Origin of the sequence: Patulibacter brassicae, from assembly GCF_033949425.1 — a bacterium.
Classification (GTDB): Bacteria; Actinomycetota; Thermoleophilia; order Solirubrobacterales; family Solirubrobacteraceae; genus Patulibacter; species Patulibacter brassicae.
In genome coordinates this window covers 825045-842149 of record NZ_JAXAVX010000001.1, presented here as the reverse complement: position 1 = coordinate 842149, position 17105 = coordinate 825045, and the positions used below count along the sequence as shown (strand labels likewise).

Genomic DNA, 17105 nt, shown 5'->3' with positions numbered 1-17105 from the left:
ACCACCCACCCCGACCCCTCCGAAGACGACCATGACCGAGACGCGACAGTCCTCCGACGCGGTGGTCGAGGCGACCACCCTCCCCGAGCTCCTGGCCCGCCGGGCCGGCGACCACCCCGACCGCCCGTGGTTCCGCGACACCGAGGGGACCGCCTGGACCCTGGGCGAGTTCCGCGCCCGCGTGCTGCGGCTCGCCGCGGGCCTGCAAGGCCTCGGCGTCGGCCACGGCGACCGCGTGGCGGTCGTCTCCGCCAACCGCCCCGAGTACCTCGAGGCGTGGTTCGCCATCGCCGAGATCGGGGCGGTGTTCAACCCGATCAACGCGCACTTCACGACCCACGAGATCTCGTTCGTCGTCGGGGACTCCGGCGCGAAGGTCGTCATCGGCGACGCCTCCGGCGTCGAGCGCGTCCTCGCGGACCGCTCCGCGTTCGGCGCGGTCGAGCACGTCGTCTCCTTCGACGGCGCGCAGGGCTCCGAGGTCACGGCGTTCGACGACCTGCGGGTGGACGCCGAGCCGACGCCGGTCGAGATCGCCGGGTCGGACCTCGCGTCGCTCGTCTACACGTCGGGCACCACGGGCCGCCCGAAGGGGGCGATGCTCTCGCACGAGAACTACGTCGTGAACGCGGCGCAGGTCGGCGAGCTGCTGCCGCTGCGCCACGGCGATCGCGCCGGGCTCATCCTCCCGCTGTTCCACGCCAACGCGCAGGTCGCCACGACGATGACCTCGCTCATGGTCGGCGCCGAGGTCCTGCTCTGGCCGCCCTTCTCCGGCCGCGACTTCTGGAAGCTCGTCGACGAGCACCGTCCGACGACGTTCTCGTCCGTGCCGACGATCCTCTCGGCGCTCCTCCACGCGCCGGGCGCCGACACCGCCGACACGAGCTCGCTGCAGTACGTCGTCTGCGGGGCCGCGCCGCTCACGCGGGCGCTGCTGACGCGGTTCGAGGAGACGTTCGGCCTGCGCGTCATCGAGGGCTACGGCCTGACGGAGAGCACGTGCGTCTCGACGGTCAACCCGTACTGGGGCCCGCGCAAGGCCGGCTCGATCGGGATGGCGCTGCGCGGCCAGGAGATCGTCATCACCGACGACGAGGGCACGGTGCTGCCCGACGGCGAGCGCGGCGAGCTGCGGATCAAGGGCGCGAACATCATGGGCGGCTACTGGAACCGCCCGGACGCGAACGCCGAGACGCTCGAGGACGGCTGGCTGCGCACGGGCGACGTCGCCTACCGCGACGAGGACGGCTTCCTCTACCTCGTCGACCGCACGAAGGACATGATCATCCGCGGCGGGGAGAACATCTACCCGCGCGAGGTCGAGGAGGCGATCGCCGAGCATCCCGCGGTGAAGGACGTCGCCGTGATCGGCCGCCCGGACGCGCACCGCGGCGAGGAGGTCCACGCCGTCGTCGTCCTCACCGAGGAGGTCGAGCTCTCGGTGCTCGAGGCGCACACGGCCGAGCGCCTGGCGTCGTACAAGCGCCCGCGGACCTGGGACGTCATCACCGGGGACCTGCCGCGCACGGCGACCGGCAAGACGGACAAGAAGGCGCTGCGAGCCGCGCTCGCCGACGCCACCGAGACGGCGGGCGCCCGGTGAGGGCGCCCACCCACGATCCCGCTCGCGCTCGCGGCGGGACCAACCACGGGCGCCCCGGGGCGCCCCGACCGGAGGAGGAGCGATGATCTCCGACCTGACCGGTCGTCGCACCCTGATCACGGGTGCCGCGGCCGGCATCGGCACGGCCTGTGCCGAGCTCTTCGCGAAGCAGGGCGCGAAGGTCCTCGTCACCGACGTCGACACGGCGGGAGCCGAGCGGCTCGCCGCCGAGCTCGGCGAGGGCCACGGCTCGGCGACGCTCGACGTCACGCAGGCCGACCAGTGGCAGACGGCGGTCGCCGCCGCCGAGGAGCAGCTGGGCGGCCTCGACGTGCTCGTCAACAACGCGGGCATCGAGATCGGCGCGCCGCTCACGGAGACCGAGGAGGCCGACTTCGACCGGCTGATGCGGATCAACGTGACGGGCACGTTCCTCGGCATCAAGGCGAGCGTCCCGCTGCTGGCGGCGTCGGGCTCCGGCTCGATCGTGAACATGTCGTCGGTCGCCGGGCTCGGCGGTGCGCCCCTGCTCGGCGCCTACTGCGCCTCGAAGGGCGCCGTGGTGCGCCTCAGCGAGGTCGCCGCGATCGAGCTGCGCGCCGCGAACATCCGCGTCAACGCGGTCTGTCCCGCGTTCATCGACACGGCGATGGTCGACCGGCTCGTCTCGCCCTTCGAGGCCGCCGTCGGCATGCCGTTCGGCGAGGTCCTGAAGCTCAAGCAGGGCCGCATCGGCGAGGTATCCGAGGTGGCTGAGATGGTCGCCTTCCTCGCCTCGGAGGATTCGTCCTTCACCACCGGAAGCCACTACGTCCTCGACGGGGGACTGGAAGCGAGCCTGCTGTGAGCGGAGAGCTGGAAGGACGGGTCGCGCTGGTCACCGGCGCGGGCCAGGGAATCGGGGCGGCGTGCGCCGACGCGCTGGCCGCCGAGGGCGCCACGGTCGTGCGGACGGACCTCACGGGCGGCGACATCACGCTCGACGTGCGCGACGAGGGCGCCATCGCCAAGGCGGTCGACCAGGTCGTCGAGCAGCACGGCAAGCTCGACATCGCCGTCGCCAACGCCGGCGTCGCGTTCGTCAAGCCGCTGGCGCAGGTGACGTTCGACGAGTGGCGCAACCTCATGTCGATCAACCTCGACGGGGTGTTCCTCACCGCCCGCGAGGCGGCACGCGTGATGGTGCCGCAGGGCTCCGGGTCGATCATCAACATGGCGTCGATCTCGGGGCTCAAGGGCTCGCCGCTGATCGGCACCTACGCCGCCGCGAAGGCCGGCGTCGTGTCGATCAGCCGGACGCTCGGCCTCGAGCTGCGCGACTTCGGGATCCGCGTCAACGCGGTCTGCCCCGGCTTCGCCGACACGGAGATGGTCCGGTCGCACATGGACGAGCTGACCGAGGCGATCGGCATGCCGGCCGAGGAGGTCATCGGGGCCAAGCAGGGCCGGCTCGGCACCGCCGAGGAGATCGCGAAGCTCGTGACCTTCCTCGCGTCGGACCGCTCGCGGTTCTCCACCTCGGAGGCGTTCGTCCTCGACGGCGGCGCCACCGGGGCCCTCGTCTGAGGAACCCCGGAGGCGGCTGGGGGATGCTCGAGGTGGCGGACGCCCAGCCGGCGGCGATCTCCCATCGGGCGCGCGAGCTCGTGCGCTCGATGGGGGTCCCGACGTTCGGATACGGCAGCGCGATGGCGCGCGCCCTGCACCGCGAGATCGAGGAGCTGCGGCGCCTCGAGGATCCGCAGGCGTTCGCCGAGACGCGCGACAGCTGCCAGGCGAACATCGAGCAGATCACGCGCCTGATCGCCGACGGTGGCGAGCCGGAGACGAGCGTCGTGCCCGAGCCCGCGCAGCGCTACGTGCGCTCGATGGTGCGCCGGCGCGTGCCGCTCGCGGTGCTCCTGCGTAGCTACCGCCTCGGCCACCGCTTCCTCTACATCGCGGTGTCCGACGTCCTGCGACGGCGGCTGGACGACCCGGTCGAGCTCGCCTCGGCCCTCGACGGCGTCTCGCGCTTCCTCTTCGACTACATCGACGTCGTCAGCGGCTACCTCGCCGAGCACTACGAGACCGAGCAGGAGCGCTGGGTCCGCAGCGCCGCGGCGGTCCGCGCCGAGACGGCCGCCGACGTCCTCTCCGGCGCGACGCTCGACGCCGACGTCGCGAGCCGGCGCCTCGGGTACTCGCTGGGCGGCCACCACGTCGGGCTCGTCGTCGAGGGCGACCTCGAGATCGAGGAGACCGACCGGCTCGAGTCGGCGGCGATGTCGGTGGCGGTCGCCCTCGGCGGCGGCGACCCCCTGCTCATCCCCTCCGGGGCCTCCGTGCTCTGGGCGTGGTGCCGGACGGCGGCGCCCCCGGACGACGCGGCCCTGCGAGCGCTCGAGTCCCACCAGCCGCCCGACGGCGTGCGGATCGCGATCGGACGCCCGGGCGCGGGGATCGAGGGCTTCCGCGTGACGCACGAGGAGGCGCTGCACGCCGCACGGATCTGCGCGCGGTTCGGCGCCTCCGGCCCGTCGCGCACGACGACCTACGAGTCGATCGAGCTCGTCTCGCTGCTGGCGGAGGATCGCGACCGCGCGCTGCGGTTCGTCCGGCACCAGCTCGGCCCGCTCGCGGCCGCCGACGAGCAGGCCGCCGGGCTGCGCGAGACCGTCCTCGCGTACCTGCGTCACGGTCGCAGCCCGTCGCTGGCCGCCGAGGCGCTGCACATGCACAAGAACACCGTGAGCCTGCGCGTGAAGCGCGCGGAGGCCCTGCTCGGCGGCTACGCCACGCACTGGGGCCTCGAGCTCCAGGCGGCCCTGACCCTCGCCGCGGTCATGGGCCCGGACGCGCTCGCGGACTGACCCGGCGAGCGCTGCCGGCGGACGCGCTGCCCCTGGCGGCTCGTCCCGTCGTCGGCCGTCCGCGTCCTCCGACCGGGGGAGGGCCGGCGGGCGCCGAGCGGCGCGGCGCCGGGAGGGGGGACCCGCGGGGGAGGCAGATCGTCCCTCCGGGGGAGGAGAACGCCCCGCGGGGCCTATCGCGTGCCCGAAGCGCGCTGCGAGAGAGTCCGATCGCGGCGAGGAGCCGTCGCGCGCCGCCCATGTCCCCGTCGATCGACAGCGGAACCCCCGCTGCGCCCCGTGCCGCGGGATGTCCACGGGACCGCCGGATCGTCCGTCCGTCCGGCGGGATTGCGGTCTCGGGCGCAGTGTGCGCGCGGCACAACGCCTGCGCGAGGTCGTGGTGCAGGAACCCAGGATCGGACGACCCCGCGCGAACTACGTTCACCACAGTCGCTGCACCGCGATCGAGGAGGAGAGGCGCATGGGCAGCTCGTGGCCGCGTGGGAACGCGGCGACGGCTCGTGACGCCCTCCGTCAGGAGGCCATCGTGAAGACCCCGTTCAGCTTCGGCTCGTCGTCCCCCGCCGACGACGACCGCACGGCCGCCGTCGCGCCGACGACCGACCGACCGACCGATCGCCCCGCGCGTGCCCCGCGCGGCGACCGGCCACCGAGTGGCGCGCAGGACGCGTGGGAGAGCCTCATGCGCGTCCTCGAGGACGCCGCCGCGGACCCCGCGGTCGCGCACGGGATGTCGCGCGCCGGCGTGCGGGTGCGGCTCTACGCGCTCGACCTCCCGGAGGAGGCCGTCGTCCTGGAGTGCCAGAACGACCGCTTCGAGCTGCTGGAGGACGGCCCGGCGGACACCGAGCTGGGGCTCGCGACGGAGGACGTCGCGCGCCTGGCCGAGGGGAAGCTGCGCACGGCGATGGCGATCGCGACCGGTCGCGCGACCTACCGCGGTCCGATCCGGCAGTTCCTGCGCGTGCTGCCGGTGATGCAGGCGATGGTCAACCCGCCCGTCGAGATGGGCACCAACCACGAGGAGATCTGAGCATGAGCGTCGATCCGAACACCGCCGCGCTGCTCGATCGCGCCTCGGGCTACGACTACCACGAGGGTGCCATCGCGGTGCCGCAGGAGAATCCGGGCGATTTCTGGTCGATCGAGTGCATCGATCTGTACAAGTCGTTCGGGTCCAACCGGGTGATGAACGGCTTGAACGTCGGGATCCCGGAGGGCATGATCACCGTCGTGCTGGGTCCGTCGGGCACCGGCAAGTCGGTGCTCCTGAGCCATCTGATCGGGCTGATGTTCCCCGATGCGGGCGACATCCTCGTGCACGGCCAGTCGGTGCCGAACATGACGATGCCCGAGCTGCTGGAGATGCGCAAGAAGTTCGGGATCCTGTTCCAGGACGGTGCGCTGTTCGGGTCGATGAACGTCTACGACAACGTGGCGTTCCCGCTGCGGCAGCACACCGATTACGACGAGCGTCAGATCAAGGACATCGTCATGGGCCGCCTGAACGAGGTCGGTCTCGCCAACGGTGCGGAGACGCGGATGCCGTCGGAGCTCTCCGGCGGCATGCGCAAGCGCGCCGGCTTCGCCCGGGCGTTGGTGCTCGATCCGCAGATCGTGATGTTCGACGAGCCGGACTCGGGTCTCGATCCGGTGCGTACCGCGCTGCTGTGCCAGCTGATCGAGAAGGTCCATGCGGAGAACGGTGGGACGTACATCGTGATCACGCACGACATCGCGTCGGCGCGGCGGATCGGCGAGTACATCGCGGTGTTGTGGAAGGGCCGGATCGTGCAGTCCGGTGATCGGGACGACATGTTCGAGTCGCCGAATCCGTTCGTGCGGCAGTTCCTGGCCGGCAACCCCGGCGGCCCCCTCGGGATGGAGTAGGAGCGACGTGCGTCCCCACGCGAAGAACGGAGGTCGCCCATGAGCTCCGTCGTGCAACCGCCGACGCTGCCCGGTACGCCGGATCAGCCGGTCGCGCCGCCACCGGGCAAGAAGCAGAGCACGGGCATCGCCGCGATCCTCGAGGAGATCGCGGCCGTCCTGCTGATGACGTTCCGCGCGGCGCGCATGAGCGTCGTGCCCCCCTTCAGCTGGAAGGGCGAGTTCATCGAGCAGACGGTCCTCGTCATCAAGCGCTGCTTCTTCCCCGTCGTCATCTCGACGACGTTCTTCGGGTTCGGCGCGCCGGGCCTGCAGGGCGGCAACCTCGTCAACGTCTTCGGCACCGTCGACCGCCTCGGCGCGTTCTTCGTGATGGCCTCGGTCCGCGAGTTCGCCCCGTGGATCAACGGCATGGTCGTCGCCGGCGTCGGCGGCACCGCCATCTGCGCCGACCTCGGGGCCCGCAAGGTCCGTCAGGAGCTCGACGCGCTCGCCGTGCTCGGCATGGACGCGGTCCGCGAGATCGTCGTGCCGCGGTTCCTGGCGCTGGGCCTCGTGACCGCGCTGATGAACCTCATCGCCATCGTCTTCGGCGTGCTCGGCGGCTGGTTCGCCGCGGTCGTCGTCTTCGGCGACACGTCGGCGGGCTACCTCGCCACGTTCAGCTCGAACTTCACGTTGCCCGACCTCCTGGGCAGCATCATCAAGACCAGCCTCTTCGGCTTCATCATCGCCGCGGTCTGTTGCTACAAGGGCATGACCGTCAAGGGTGGAGCAGAGGGCGTGGGTCGCGCGGTCAACCAGGCCGTGGTCATGTCCTTCGTCGGGATCTGGGCCTTCAACTTCGTCTTCACGACGACCTTGCTGGCCGCGTTCCCCGAGACCGGGAACCTCCACTGATGTCTGCCCCCGGATACGCCGAGGCGCCCCGCGGGCGGCGCCCCACCGACGGCGATCGCTTCAAGGAAGGGCTCGCCGGCCCCGTGCGCGGCGTGCTCCAGGAGCTCGGCCAGATCGCGACCTTCTCCGGTCAGGCGATGGCGGAGCTGCGGGGCGTGTTCCGCTACACGTCCGAGATCCTGCGCCAGGTCGGCATCCTGGTCACCGGCTCGCTCGTGGTCGTCTGCCTCATGCAGTTCGTCATGGGCATGCAGTGCGCCACCGAGGCCAACTACGTGCTCCGCGGCTACGGCGCGACCGCCTACTCCGGCGTGTTCACCGCCTACTGCGGCATCCGCGAGATGGGCCCCTACATGTGGGGGTACATCATCAGCGCCAAGGTCGGGTGCGGCCTCGTGGCCGAGCTCGGATCGATGCGGATCAACAACGAGTTCGACGCCATGTCGTCGCTGGGCATCAACCCCATGCGCTACGTCGTGGCGACGCGCCTCATGGCCTGCATCATCGCCTTCCCGCTCATCTACATGGTGGCGATGGCCTTCCACAACCTCGCCAACCAGCTGATCATCATCAACCAGATCGGCGAGGTCTCCCTGGGAGGCTGGGAAGGCGTCCATTACCTCTTCTTGAGACCGCTGGACTTCTTCTACTCCGAGATCAAGATCATGGTGATGGGCATCGCGATCGTGCTGGTCGCCATGTACTACGGGTACAACGCCCGTGGTGGGCCCGTCGGGGTGGGGACCGCGACCGCACGGTCGATGATCCTCAACCTGATCCTCGTCCACGTCATCGGGTCGACCTTCACGATGGTCTTCTGGGGTCTGAACCCGTCCATGCCGGTCGGAGGCTGAACACCACATGCACGCAGTTCGCAGGGTGGTCCTCGACCGCCCCTGGGTGCTCATCCTGGCCGCGCTCGTCGTCGCGTTCGCCTGGTGGGTGCTCCAGACCCGCAAGCAGGACCACACCGTCCGCGCCGCGTTCTCCTCGGGCGTGAGCCTCGTCCCCGGCCTCGACGTCCAGATCGACGGCGTCGACGTCGGCAAGGTCGAGAAGGTGAAGTACGAGGACGGCCAGGCGCTGGTCGACCTCGGCATCTCCGACTCCTCCGCGTGGCCGCTGCACCAAGGCACGAAGGCCGAGATCCGGTTCGGCACCACGGTCGGCAACGGCACCCGCTCGGTGTCGCTGCACCCGGGTCCGACCAACGCTCCGGAGATCCCCGACAACGGGATCATCGCCCGCAAGGACACGATCACCCCGGTCGAGTTCGACGAGATCTTCGACACGCTCGACGCGAGGACCCGCCAGCGGCTGCGTGCGGCCTCCCAGGGCACCGCCGACGCCGTCGACGGCCGCGAGGCCCGGATCAAGTCCGCGCTGAAGAGCGCGCCGGGCGCGACGGAGACGGTCAACGGCGTCCTCGGCGAGCTCGCGGCCGACGGCGACGCGCTCCAGGGCCTCGTCGCCAACGGCGACCGGGTCACCGGGACGCTCGCCCGCCGGCAGGAGACGGTCTCCGACCTCGTCTCGGTCGCGGCGCAGACGTTCAGCGCCTTCGGGGCGCGGACCCAGCAGATCCGCGCGTCGCTCGACCGCTTCGCGCCGATGCTCGACGACACGAAGTCGATCATGGCGCGGCTCGATACGAGCCTCGACAAGGCCGACTCGCTGCTGCAGGCCGTGCAGCCGGGGGCCAAGGAGCTCCCCTCGCTGGCCCGCGAGGCCGGACCGGCGCTCGTGCAGCTGCAGGACACCGCGCCGACCGCCGCGCGCACGCTGCGCACGGTGCGCGACGTCTCGCCCGACCTCTCGAAGCTCCTCGACGTCGCGACGCCGTTCATGGCGCCGGCCGCGAAGGCCGTCGACCAGCTGGCGCCGGCGATGCACTGCATCCGCCCGTACGCGCCGGAGATCGCGGGGTGGGCGAGCACCTGGGGCGGCTTCACCCAGAACTACGACACCGTCGCGCACTACCCGCGGATCCATCTCCGCGAGGGCGCGACGTCGGTCAACGGGTTCCTGCCGAACTCGGAGCTCTTCACGAGCCTCTCGAACCTCGGGCTCGCGGACTACAGGTACGCGATGCCGCGGCCACCCGGGCTGAACGCCGGCAAGCCGCAGTTCCTGCCCGAGTGCGGCATCACGAAGGACGCCCTGGACGCGACCAAGGACCCGGAGAAGCCATGAGCCGTCCCTCTCCCAACCGGGCCTCGCGGGTGGTGGCCGTCGGCGCCGTCACCGCGGGCGTCGCGGTCGCGGCCGTGCTCGTCTCCACCTCGGGCGACGACGACGCCTACGTCGTCAAGGCCGAGTTCAAGGACGCCGCGGGCCTGCGCAAGAACTCCGACGTGAAGATCGGCGGCGTGCCGGCGGGCCGGATCTCGGACATCGAGCTCACCCCGCGCGACACCGCGCTCGTGACGATGAAGCTCGACTCCGGCAAGGGCAACACGCTCGTCGGCGCCGGGGCCACGGCCGACGCACGGCCGGTGAACCTCCTCGGCGAGAAGTACGTCGACCTGAACCCGGGCGACCTCGAGCGGCAGGAGCCGTCCGAGACGACGATCCCGGCGTCGCGGACCGACGCCCCGGTCGAGCTGGACCAGGTGCTCAACACCCTGGATCCGACGACCCGCGGGCAGATGCGCGTCCTCATCAACGAGGCGGGCATCGGCATGGCCGGCCGCTCCGAGGACTTCAACGCGATCCTCGACCGGATGCCGCCCACGCTGCGGGAGGCGCGCAAGCTCGTCGCGTCGTTCGCGGCCGATCGCGACCAGCTGCGGCGGCTCGCCGACCAGGGCGACCGCGTCCTGACGTCGTTCCACGCGGGGCGCACCGACCTCGCCGACCTCATCGGCTCGGCGGAGCGGACGTTCGCGGTCACCTCCGCGGCCCGCGAGGACCTCGGCCGGACGCTCGACGCCGCGCCGGCGTCCCTGCGCCAGCTGCGGGCGACGCTCGAGACGCTGCGGACCGCGAGCGGCCGGCTGACCCCGGCGGCCGCGGAGCTGCGCCGGACGGCCGGCCCGCTGGCCGGCTCGCTCGAGCGGCTGCCGAAGCTCGCCAGCGACGCGGCGCCCACGCTGAAGACGGCGAAGGACGTCGCGCCCGCGATCACGAAGCTCGGGCAGCAGGCGACCCCGCCGGTCCAGCGCCTCGAGACCCCGGCGCGGGAGCTCGAGCGGTTCTCGACGTTCTTCACGCCGCTGAGCAGCGCGCTGGCCAACCAGACCAACCCGCTGCTGCGGGTCCTGGAGGGCTGGGCCCGCACGATCCAGGTGCGCGACGGCGTCGGCCATATCTTCCGACTCGAGGTGATCCCGGACGAGGAGCTGCTGACGCGGCTCGTCGACGGCATCACGACGAAGCCCGACGGCGACCGGCCGCAGGACCCCGGTCCGTCGCCGGGAGCCGAAGGCACCCCGCTGGCGCGCCGCGCGCCGGGCCGCGGCGCCGCGCCGAAGCTCGAGCGCGACGGCCAGGGCACGGGTGCGGCGACGACGACGAGCACCGGCGCCGCGGCGGCCACGCCGACGACGCCCGACCGCTCGTCCTGGCTGACCGAGGCACCGAGGGAGCTCGTGACCGGACTGCTCGACCGACTGGGGGCGCGATGAGCCGCAACCGTTCTCCGCGGCGAGGGCGCGCGGCATCGCGCGACCTCCCGCGGCCCGTCCTCTGGACGATCGGCGTCGGCGGCATCCTCGCCGTCGTCGTGATGTTCCTCGTGGGCTACAACGCCCCGAACTCGATCCCTGGCAAGAAGTACTTCACCGTCAAGGCCGCGTTCGACCACGCGAACAACCTGACGGGCCACTACCAGGTGCGGATCGGCGGCCGGAACGTCGGCCAGGTCCTGCGCCCGAAGGTCGTCGACGGCAAGGCCGTCGTCGAGCTGCAGATGAACCCCGACGTCGAGCCGCTGCGCTCCGACTCCACGGTGCGGGTCCGCCCGCGCTCGCCGATCGGCGTCCGGTTCGTCGAGCTGACGCCCGGCACGAAGGGCGAGCCGCTGAAGGACGGCGACCTCATCCCGGCCACCCAGACCTCGGCCGCCACCGAGCTCGACACGACCCTCAACACGCTCGACGCCGAGCGGCGCGAGCGCGTCCAGGACCTGCTCGCCGGCTTCGGCGGGGGCGTCGCGGGCCGCGGCGAGTCGATCGGCGACCTGCTCGAGAAGGGCGCGCCGGGCCTGAACGCCATGGCCCGCCTGGCGAAGCCGATCAACGACCGGCCGAACGCCGCGCGCGGCTTCATCGCCGGCTCCGAGGGCGCCGCGGCGGCCGCGGACCCGGTCCGCGAGACGATCCGTCGCGGCTTCGGCCAGGGCAGCGTCGCCCTCGACGCGTTCGCCGACAACGGCGAAGCGCTGAAGGAGACGCTGCGCGAGGCGCCCGCCGCGCTGGCGAGCCTCCAGGCCGGCATGCGCCAGGCCGATCCGCTGCTGCGCGAGGTGCGGGCGCTGTCCCGTACGTCGCTCGCGGCGCTGCGTCCGGCGCCCGCCGGCCTGCGCGAGCTCAGCCGGCTCCAGGACGAGGCATCGCCCGGCCTGAAGGCCGCGCGGAGCACGCTGACGAAGGTCGACGAGGCCACGGATCCGACGATCGACCTCCTGCGGACGATCGACCCGATCCTGCCGGCGGCCAGCCAGGGCCTCGCGACGAGCCTGCCGATCATGGATCGGCTCAGCGAGCACGAGTGCGACATCGCGTACTTCGCCGAGACCTGGGGCAGCATGCTCGGGTTCGGCATCCCCGGCGGCGAGAAGGAGATCGGGCCGATCAACGCCCTGCGCATGAACATCCTCCTGAGCGACGAGGCAGTCGGAGGGGCGACCGGAGCGTTCGGCTCGGTGGCGTCGAACCCGTACCCGGCGCCGTGCACCGTCAAGGACGACGCGAAGGGACGCCGATGAGCATCTTCCGCGCCTACCGGCCGGGGCGTCACCGCCCGCGGCCGCTGCGGGCAGGCGTGATCCTGGCCGCCATCCTGGTCGTGCTCCTGTACGCCGGGTACTCCCGCTCGATCCCGTTCCTGCCCGAGGGCGGCGACAAGGTCACCGCGCGGTTCCAGGACGCCTCGCACATCCAGTCCGGGGCCGAGGTCCGCGTCGCCGGCGTGAGCGTCGGCAAGGTCACCGACGTCGAGCGCCACACCGGTCCCGGCGGCGGTGCCGACGTGACAATGCGGATCGACTCCGATCAGGACATCGACCTGCGCGCCGACGCCCGCGCCGGCGTCTACTGGCGCACGCTGCTCGGCCGCAACATGTACGTCGACCTGCAGCCGGGCCACGCGAAGGCGCCGCTCCAGGGCGACATCCCGCTCGCGCGGACCGAGGTCCAGGTCGAGGCCGACCAGGCGCTGCAGCCCTACGGCCGCAACCAGCGCCGCGCGATCAAGGACATCATCACGGCGTTCGACGACGGGACGAAGAACGCCGACGCGATCAACCGCACGATCGACGAGGCGGGTCCGGCACTGCGCAACGCCCGCACCGGCCTCGCGTCGCTGCGCGGCAGCCGCGCGGGCAACCTCACGACGGTCGTCAAGGAGACGAGCAAGCTGCTCGGCGCGCTCGACGCCAGCGACGACCAGCTCGCCGGCCTCGTCGACGACGGTCGCGTCGCCCTCGGCGTGACCGCGGCGCAGAGCGACGCGATCGGGTCGATCCTCGATCAGGCGCCGGCGACGATGGACGACGCCACCGCGACCTACGCGCGGCTGCGGACGACCCTCGGGATCTTCGATCCGCTCTCGGAGGAGCTCCAGCCGGGCGCCAAGGCGATCCCGGCGGCCGCGAAGGCCGCGAAGCCGGCGATGGTCCAGCTCGACAAGGTCCTCGAGGACGCCGAGCCGACGCTCCGCGACCTGCGCCCCGCCGCCACCCGGCTCGCGGGCACCGTCGATCCGGCGATCGCCACGATCGAGGGCCTGAAGCCCACGGTCGACCGCTCCAACGACGACCTGCTCCCGTGGCTGGCGTCGAAGGACAGCGACACGAAGCTCCCGAACTACACGGCGATCGGAGCGTTCTTCAGTGCCGTGAGCTCGGCTGCCTCGCCGCTCGACGCCAACGGCTTCATGCTCAACTTCCAGGCGGCTCCCTCCGAGCGAGTGCTCCTCGATTCGCCGTGCGTGACGCGCCTCGGCGACCCGAGCGCCTCGCCCGAGGAGAAGGTGAACTGCGAGGCGCTCAGCCGGATCCTCCAGGCCTTCACCGGCCAGGGCTTCCCCGGCGCCAGCGCGCTGTCCTCGCTCAAGGGGCGCTCCGGTGCCTCCGCGAGGTCGGCGGTGAAGGACCGCGACACGGCGCGTGCCGCGGCGACGACGAGGAGTGGTCGATGAACCTCCGCAGTGACCGGCTCCTGCTGGAGATCAAGCGGGCCCGCCGCCCGTTCGCCATCCTCGTCGCGCTCGTCGCGATGACGGTGGCGGCGTCCTGGTACCTGCTGCACAAGCAGGAGGTTCAGTGGCCGTGGCAGGACACGGTGAAGTACGACGTGGCCTTCTCCGACGTCAAGGGCGTGCGCCCCGGCCAGCAGCAGGTCCGGATCGCGGGCGTGAAGGTCGGCCTCATCTCGGACGCGAAGGTCAAGGGCGACACGGCGATCCTGACGCTGTCGCTCGAGAAGAAGTACGCGCCGCTCTACCGCGACGCCCGGCTGCGGCTGCGTCCGGTGACGCCGCTGCAGGACATGTACGTGTCGGTCGACTCGCGCGGCACGAAGGCCGCCGGCGAGCTCGGCAAGGGCCAGGTCCTGCCGCTGCAGCGCAGTGAGGCCCCGGTCGACGTCGCGCAGGTCCTGAACACGTTCGACGAGGACACGCGCACGCGCCTGGCGTCGCTCATCTCCGACTTCGGCAGCGGCGTGGACGGCAACGGCCCGGAGCTGCGCCGCGGCTTCGCCGCGCTGGCGCCGTTCCTGCACCACGTCGACCGCCTCACGAGCGTCATGAGCGAGCGGCGGACGGAGATCCGGCGGATCGTCGACAACCTCGGCGGGCTGGCGACGGCGGTGAACACCCGCGACCGGCAGCTCACGCAGCTCGTGCGCAGCGGCCAGGAGTCGGTCGCCGAGCTCGCCGCCCACGACCAGTCCCTCGCCGGCACGCTCGGCGAGCTGCCCGGCACGCTCAGCGCGATCCGCACGTCGTTCGCGGCCCTGCGCGGCGCGCAGACGCAGCTGGACCCGGCGCTCCAGGCGCTGAAGCCGGTGGCCGCCCGGCTGGAGAAGGGCCTCGGCGGGCTCGAGGACCTCTCGAAGGACGCGACGCCGTCGCTGAAGGCGCTGCGCCCGGCGGTGAAGGCCGCGCGACCGCTGGCGAAGTCGCTCCAGCCGACCTCGGTGGCCGCGCGCGACGCGTTCGCGAAGCTCGCCCCGACGACGCCGAACCTCGACCGGGCGACGAAGGACATCGTCCCGTGCGAGCTCATCGCCGGGAAGTTCTTCAACTGGACGCTCTCCGTCCTGAAGTTCTACGACAGCCGCGGCACGTGGCCACGGGGAGAGATGTCGTTCGGAGTCCCGAGCCTGACGCTCGGTCAAGTGGGCGACCCCGTGCTCCGCCGCGAGCCCGGTTGCACCGACAAGACGGAGGCCTCGCGATGAAGCTCGAGCACCGCACCAGCAAGCTCCTGCTGATCGCCGCGTTCACCGCCGCGTGCGTGGCGATCTTCGCCTGGCTCTTCGTCAAGGCGGGCGGCAGCATCCCCGGCGGGGGCAAGACGAAGGCCCAGGCCCTCGTGCCGACGGCGTTCCAGCTCGTCCCGAACGCCGACGTCCGCCGCGCCGGCGTGAAGGTCGGTCGCGTCCGCGACATCCAGAGCCGCGGCGACCTCGGGCTCGTGAGCTTCGAGGTCGACAAGGACCAGGGGCCGCTGTACCGCAACGCGACGGTGCGGATCCGGACGAAGACGCTCGTCGGCGAGAACTACCTCGACATCGACCCGGGCGACCGGAAGACCGGCGAGCTGCCCCAGGACGGCACGCTGCCGGTCACCCAGGCCGGCGAGGCGGTCCAGCTCGACCAGATCCTCTCGGGCCTGGACGAGCGCACGCGGGCCTCGGTCCAGCGGAACCTCTCGACGATCGGCGGGGGTCTCGGCGACCGCGGCCCCGAGCTCAACCGGCTCTTCGGCAGCCTGCCGAACACCTTCGACCGCGTCACCGAGATCGACGAGATCCTGAAGAACCAGCGTCCGCAGCTGGCTCGGACGATCGAGCAGACCGGGCAGCTCATGCAGGCCTTCGCCAACCGGACCGCCGACGTGCGACGCCTGGCGATCCAGGCCGAGGCCACCGCGCGGGCCGCCGCCGAGCGCGACCAGCAGATCGGCGCCGCGCTCAACGCCCTGCCGGACGCCCTGCGGCAGGTCAAGGCGACCTCCACGCACCTCGGCGAGGTCGCGGGCCGCAACACCTCCGTCGTCGCGGACCTGCGGGTCGCCGCCCAGGCGCTGCCGGCGGTCACCGCGCGGCTCGAGCGCTCCTCGGCCGCGGGTCGCCAGGTCGTCTCGATCCTGCCGGGCCTGTCGAAGCAGGCCGACCCGATGCTCGCGAAGCTCACGGCGTTCGGGCCGGAGGCGAAGCGGATCGTCCCGCCGCTGGATTCGTTCCTGCGCGAGGCGAACCCCTTCCTACGCTACGTCAAGCCGTACTCGCGCGAGCTCGGTACGGTCTTCGCGAACCTCGGCTCGGCCGCCGGCACGAAGGACGCCGTCGGCTACGTCGGACGCATCATGCTGATGGTCAGCCCCTACACCGTCACCGGGCTCCCGAAGGGCGTCCAGGGCGCGGTCGACGCGTTGACCACCGTCGGCGGCCTCTTCCCGCTGCTGAAGGTCGATTTCAACGGCTACCCGGCGCCTGGCACGCGGGGCAACCCGACGCCGCTGCAGGGCGATCCGCCGAAGGTCGACCAGGATCCCTCGGCGCTGGGTGTCGCATCGCGATGAGCGACGCGACCGGGCAGGCGCCGCTCGCCTACGTGCGGGTGGTGCTCGATCGGCCGCTGCCGATCGAGCCCGGTCGCTACGTCATCCCGACCGGGGAGCCGACGTCCGAGGAGGACCGCTTCACCGGCGTCGCCCGCGGCGTCGCTGGTGCGGACGCGTTGCTCGTGGGCCTCGGCGCCCCGGACGGGACGCGCGACGGCGTCGCGGTGGCGACGCTCGTGCGCGCGAGCGAGCCCCTGCGCCCGGACGAGGCGGCCGCGCAGCGCCGCCAGTGGAAGGGCGACCGCGACGAGGTCGACCAGTGGGTCGGGGCGGCCCTCGCGGTGCTCAACCGCGCGCTGCGGGCGTACCGCGTCGTGCAGCGCGATCCCTACGCGATCGACCTCACGCTCGAGGACCTCGAGCAGGTCGCGGTCGGGTGCCTGCCGGGCGACCTGCTCTCCGACGGGGAGCGCGACGAGCAGGAGCTCGACGTCACGCCCGGGGGCCGTCGCCGTCGGCGCAACGCCAGCGAACGGGCTCGCCCGGGAGCGGTCGTGGCGCGGGCGCTCGCCGGGGAGCTGCCGCTGCTCGAGGGCGAGGAGCTGCTGGCGGCCGCGGTGCGGGAGGCCAACCACGGGCGCCTCCGCGGCGCCGGGGCGATCCTGCAGGCGGCTCGCGGCCTGCTGGAGCGCGAGCTGGGCCTGCGCTGGGACGCCGAGCCGCCCGCCGAGGAGCGCGAGGCGCTGCTCGTCGCGTGCGAGGAGCTGCAGGACGCCGTGGACCGGTGGCGCGCGGGGGAGGATCCCGCGGTGGCCGCCGAGCCGGCGCCGTCGCGCCTCGCGCGCCTGCGCACGCGCGCCCAGCCGCGGCGCGCCTGAGCGGTCGGGGCCGCCGCGCCGAT

15 protein-coding genes are annotated in these 17105 nt (G+C 72.3%); all 15 read left to right on the top strand.

Annotated features, from left to right (window positions below):
* Positions 1-31 precede the first annotated feature (31 nt).
* The 15 genes from SK069_RS03875 (at position 32) to SK069_RS03805 (ending at position 17082) form a co-directional block, all read left to right on the top strand.
* Complete coding sequence (locus tag SK069_RS03875; RefSeq protein ID WP_319952866.1) at positions 32-1606, top strand: class I adenylate-forming enzyme family protein; 1575 nt, start codon at positions 32-34, stop codon at positions 1604-1606.
* An 85-nt stretch (positions 1607-1691) separates the two neighbouring features.
* The gene (locus SK069_RS03870; RefSeq protein ID WP_406628249.1) at positions 1692-2453 is read left to right on the top strand and encodes an SDR family NAD(P)-dependent oxidoreductase; all 762 of its coding nucleotides are present in this window, start codon (positions 1692-1694) and stop codon (positions 2451-2453) included.
* Entirely contained in the window at positions 2450-3172 is a 723-nt protein-coding gene (locus SK069_RS03865; RefSeq protein ID WP_319952864.1) for an SDR family NAD(P)-dependent oxidoreductase, read from the top strand. Before SK069_RS03870 ends, SK069_RS03865 begins: the two co-directional genes overlap by 4 nt.
* Before the next feature lie 23 nt (positions 3173-3195).
* The gene (locus SK069_RS03860; RefSeq protein ID WP_319952863.1) at positions 3196-4458 is read left to right on the top strand and encodes a PucR family transcriptional regulator; all 1263 of its coding nucleotides are present in this window, start codon (positions 3196-3198) and stop codon (positions 4456-4458) included.
* Between the two features lie 529 nt (positions 4459-4987).
* Positions 4988-5494 (top strand): SCP2 sterol-binding domain-containing protein, encoded by a 507-nt coding sequence (locus SK069_RS03855; RefSeq protein WP_319952862.1) that lies wholly within the window; start codon positions 4988-4990, stop codon positions 5492-5494.
* Positions 5495-5496: 2 nt separating this feature from the next.
* Positions 5497-6351, top strand: coding sequence for an ABC transporter ATP-binding protein (locus SK069_RS03850; protein ID WP_319952861.1), 855 nt, complete (start codon positions 5497-5499; stop codon positions 6349-6351).
* Between the two features lie 39 nt (positions 6352-6390).
* Complete coding sequence (locus SK069_RS03845) at positions 6391-7251, top strand: MlaE family ABC transporter permease (RefSeq protein WP_319952860.1); 861 nt, start codon at positions 6391-6393, stop codon at positions 7249-7251.
* Positions 7251-8105 carry an MlaE family ABC transporter permease gene (locus SK069_RS03840; RefSeq protein ID WP_319952859.1) on the top strand — a complete coding sequence of 285 codons (855 nt, stop codon included), beginning with the start codon at positions 7251-7253 and terminating at the stop codon, positions 8103-8105. Before SK069_RS03845 ends, SK069_RS03840 begins: the two co-directional genes overlap by 1 nt.
* A gap of 25 nt (positions 8106-8130) precedes the next feature.
* Positions 8131-9444, top strand: coding sequence for an MlaD family protein (locus tag SK069_RS03835; protein ID WP_319952858.1), 1314 nt, complete (start codon positions 8131-8133; stop codon positions 9442-9444).
* A complete protein-coding gene (locus tag SK069_RS03830) occupies positions 9441-10877 on the top strand; it encodes an MlaD family protein (RefSeq protein ID WP_319952857.1) in 1437 nt (478 codons plus the stop codon). Before SK069_RS03835 ends, SK069_RS03830 begins: the two co-directional genes overlap by 4 nt.
* Complete coding sequence (locus SK069_RS03825; RefSeq protein ID WP_319952856.1) at positions 10874-12178, top strand: MlaD family protein; 1305 nt, start codon at positions 10874-10876, stop codon at positions 12176-12178. Before SK069_RS03830 ends, SK069_RS03825 begins: the two co-directional genes overlap by 4 nt.
* Positions 12175-13611, top strand: a complete 1437-nt coding sequence (locus SK069_RS03820) for an MlaD family protein (RefSeq protein WP_319952855.1) — start codon at positions 12175-12177, stop codon at positions 13609-13611. The genes SK069_RS03825 and SK069_RS03820 overlap by 4 nt, the downstream gene beginning before the upstream one ends.
* A complete protein-coding gene (locus SK069_RS03815) occupies positions 13608-14876 on the top strand; it encodes an MlaD family protein (protein WP_319952854.1) in 1269 nt (422 codons plus the stop codon). Before SK069_RS03820 ends, SK069_RS03815 begins: the two co-directional genes overlap by 4 nt.
* The gene (locus SK069_RS03810; RefSeq protein ID WP_319952853.1) at positions 14873-16222 is read left to right on the top strand and encodes an MlaD family protein; all 1350 of its coding nucleotides are present in this window, start codon (positions 14873-14875) and stop codon (positions 16220-16222) included. The genes SK069_RS03815 and SK069_RS03810 overlap by 4 nt, the downstream gene beginning before the upstream one ends.
* Entirely contained in the window at positions 16219-17082 is an 864-nt protein-coding gene (locus SK069_RS03805; protein ID WP_319952852.1) for a hypothetical protein, read from the top strand. Before SK069_RS03810 ends, SK069_RS03805 begins: the two co-directional genes overlap by 4 nt.
* Positions 17083-17105 lie beyond the last annotated feature (23 nt).

Bases quoted from the DNA above. Each gene is read 5' to 3' on its own strand.
- SK069_RS03810 (WP_319952853.1), top strand. From the start codon at position 14,873: ATGAAGCTCGAGCACCGCACCAGCAAGCTCCTGCTGATCGCCGCGTTC.
- SK069_RS03815 (WP_319952854.1), top strand. From the start codon at position 13,608: ATGAACCTCCGCAGTGACCGGCTCCTGCTGGAGATCAAGCGGGCCCGC.
- SK069_RS03850 (WP_319952861.1), top strand. From the start codon at position 5,497: ATGAGCGTCGATCCGAACACCGCCGCGCTGCTCGATCGCGCCTCGGGC.
- SK069_RS03825 (WP_319952856.1), top strand. From the start codon at position 10,874: ATGAGCCGCAACCGTTCTCCGCGGCGAGGGCGCGCGGCATCGCGCGAC.
- SK069_RS03860 (WP_319952863.1), top strand. From the start codon at position 3,196: ATGCTCGAGGTGGCGGACGCCCAGCCGGCGGCGATCTCCCATCGGGCG.
- SK069_RS03840 (WP_319952859.1), top strand. From the start codon at position 7,251: ATGTCTGCCCCCGGATACGCCGAGGCGCCCCGCGGGCGGCGCCCCACC.
- SK069_RS03805 (WP_319952852.1), top strand. From the start codon at position 16,219: ATGAGCGACGCGACCGGGCAGGCGCCGCTCGCCTACGTGCGGGTGGTG.
- SK069_RS03820 (WP_319952855.1), top strand. From the start codon at position 12,175: ATGAGCATCTTCCGCGCCTACCGGCCGGGGCGTCACCGCCCGCGGCCG.
- SK069_RS03875 (WP_319952866.1), top strand. From the start codon at position 32: ATGACCGAGACGCGACAGTCCTCCGACGCGGTGGTCGAGGCGACCACC.
- SK069_RS03845 (WP_319952860.1), top strand. From the start codon at position 6,391: ATGAGCTCCGTCGTGCAACCGCCGACGCTGCCCGGTACGCCGGATCAG.
- SK069_RS03830 (WP_319952857.1), top strand. From the start codon at position 9,441: ATGAGCCGTCCCTCTCCCAACCGGGCCTCGCGGGTGGTGGCCGTCGGC.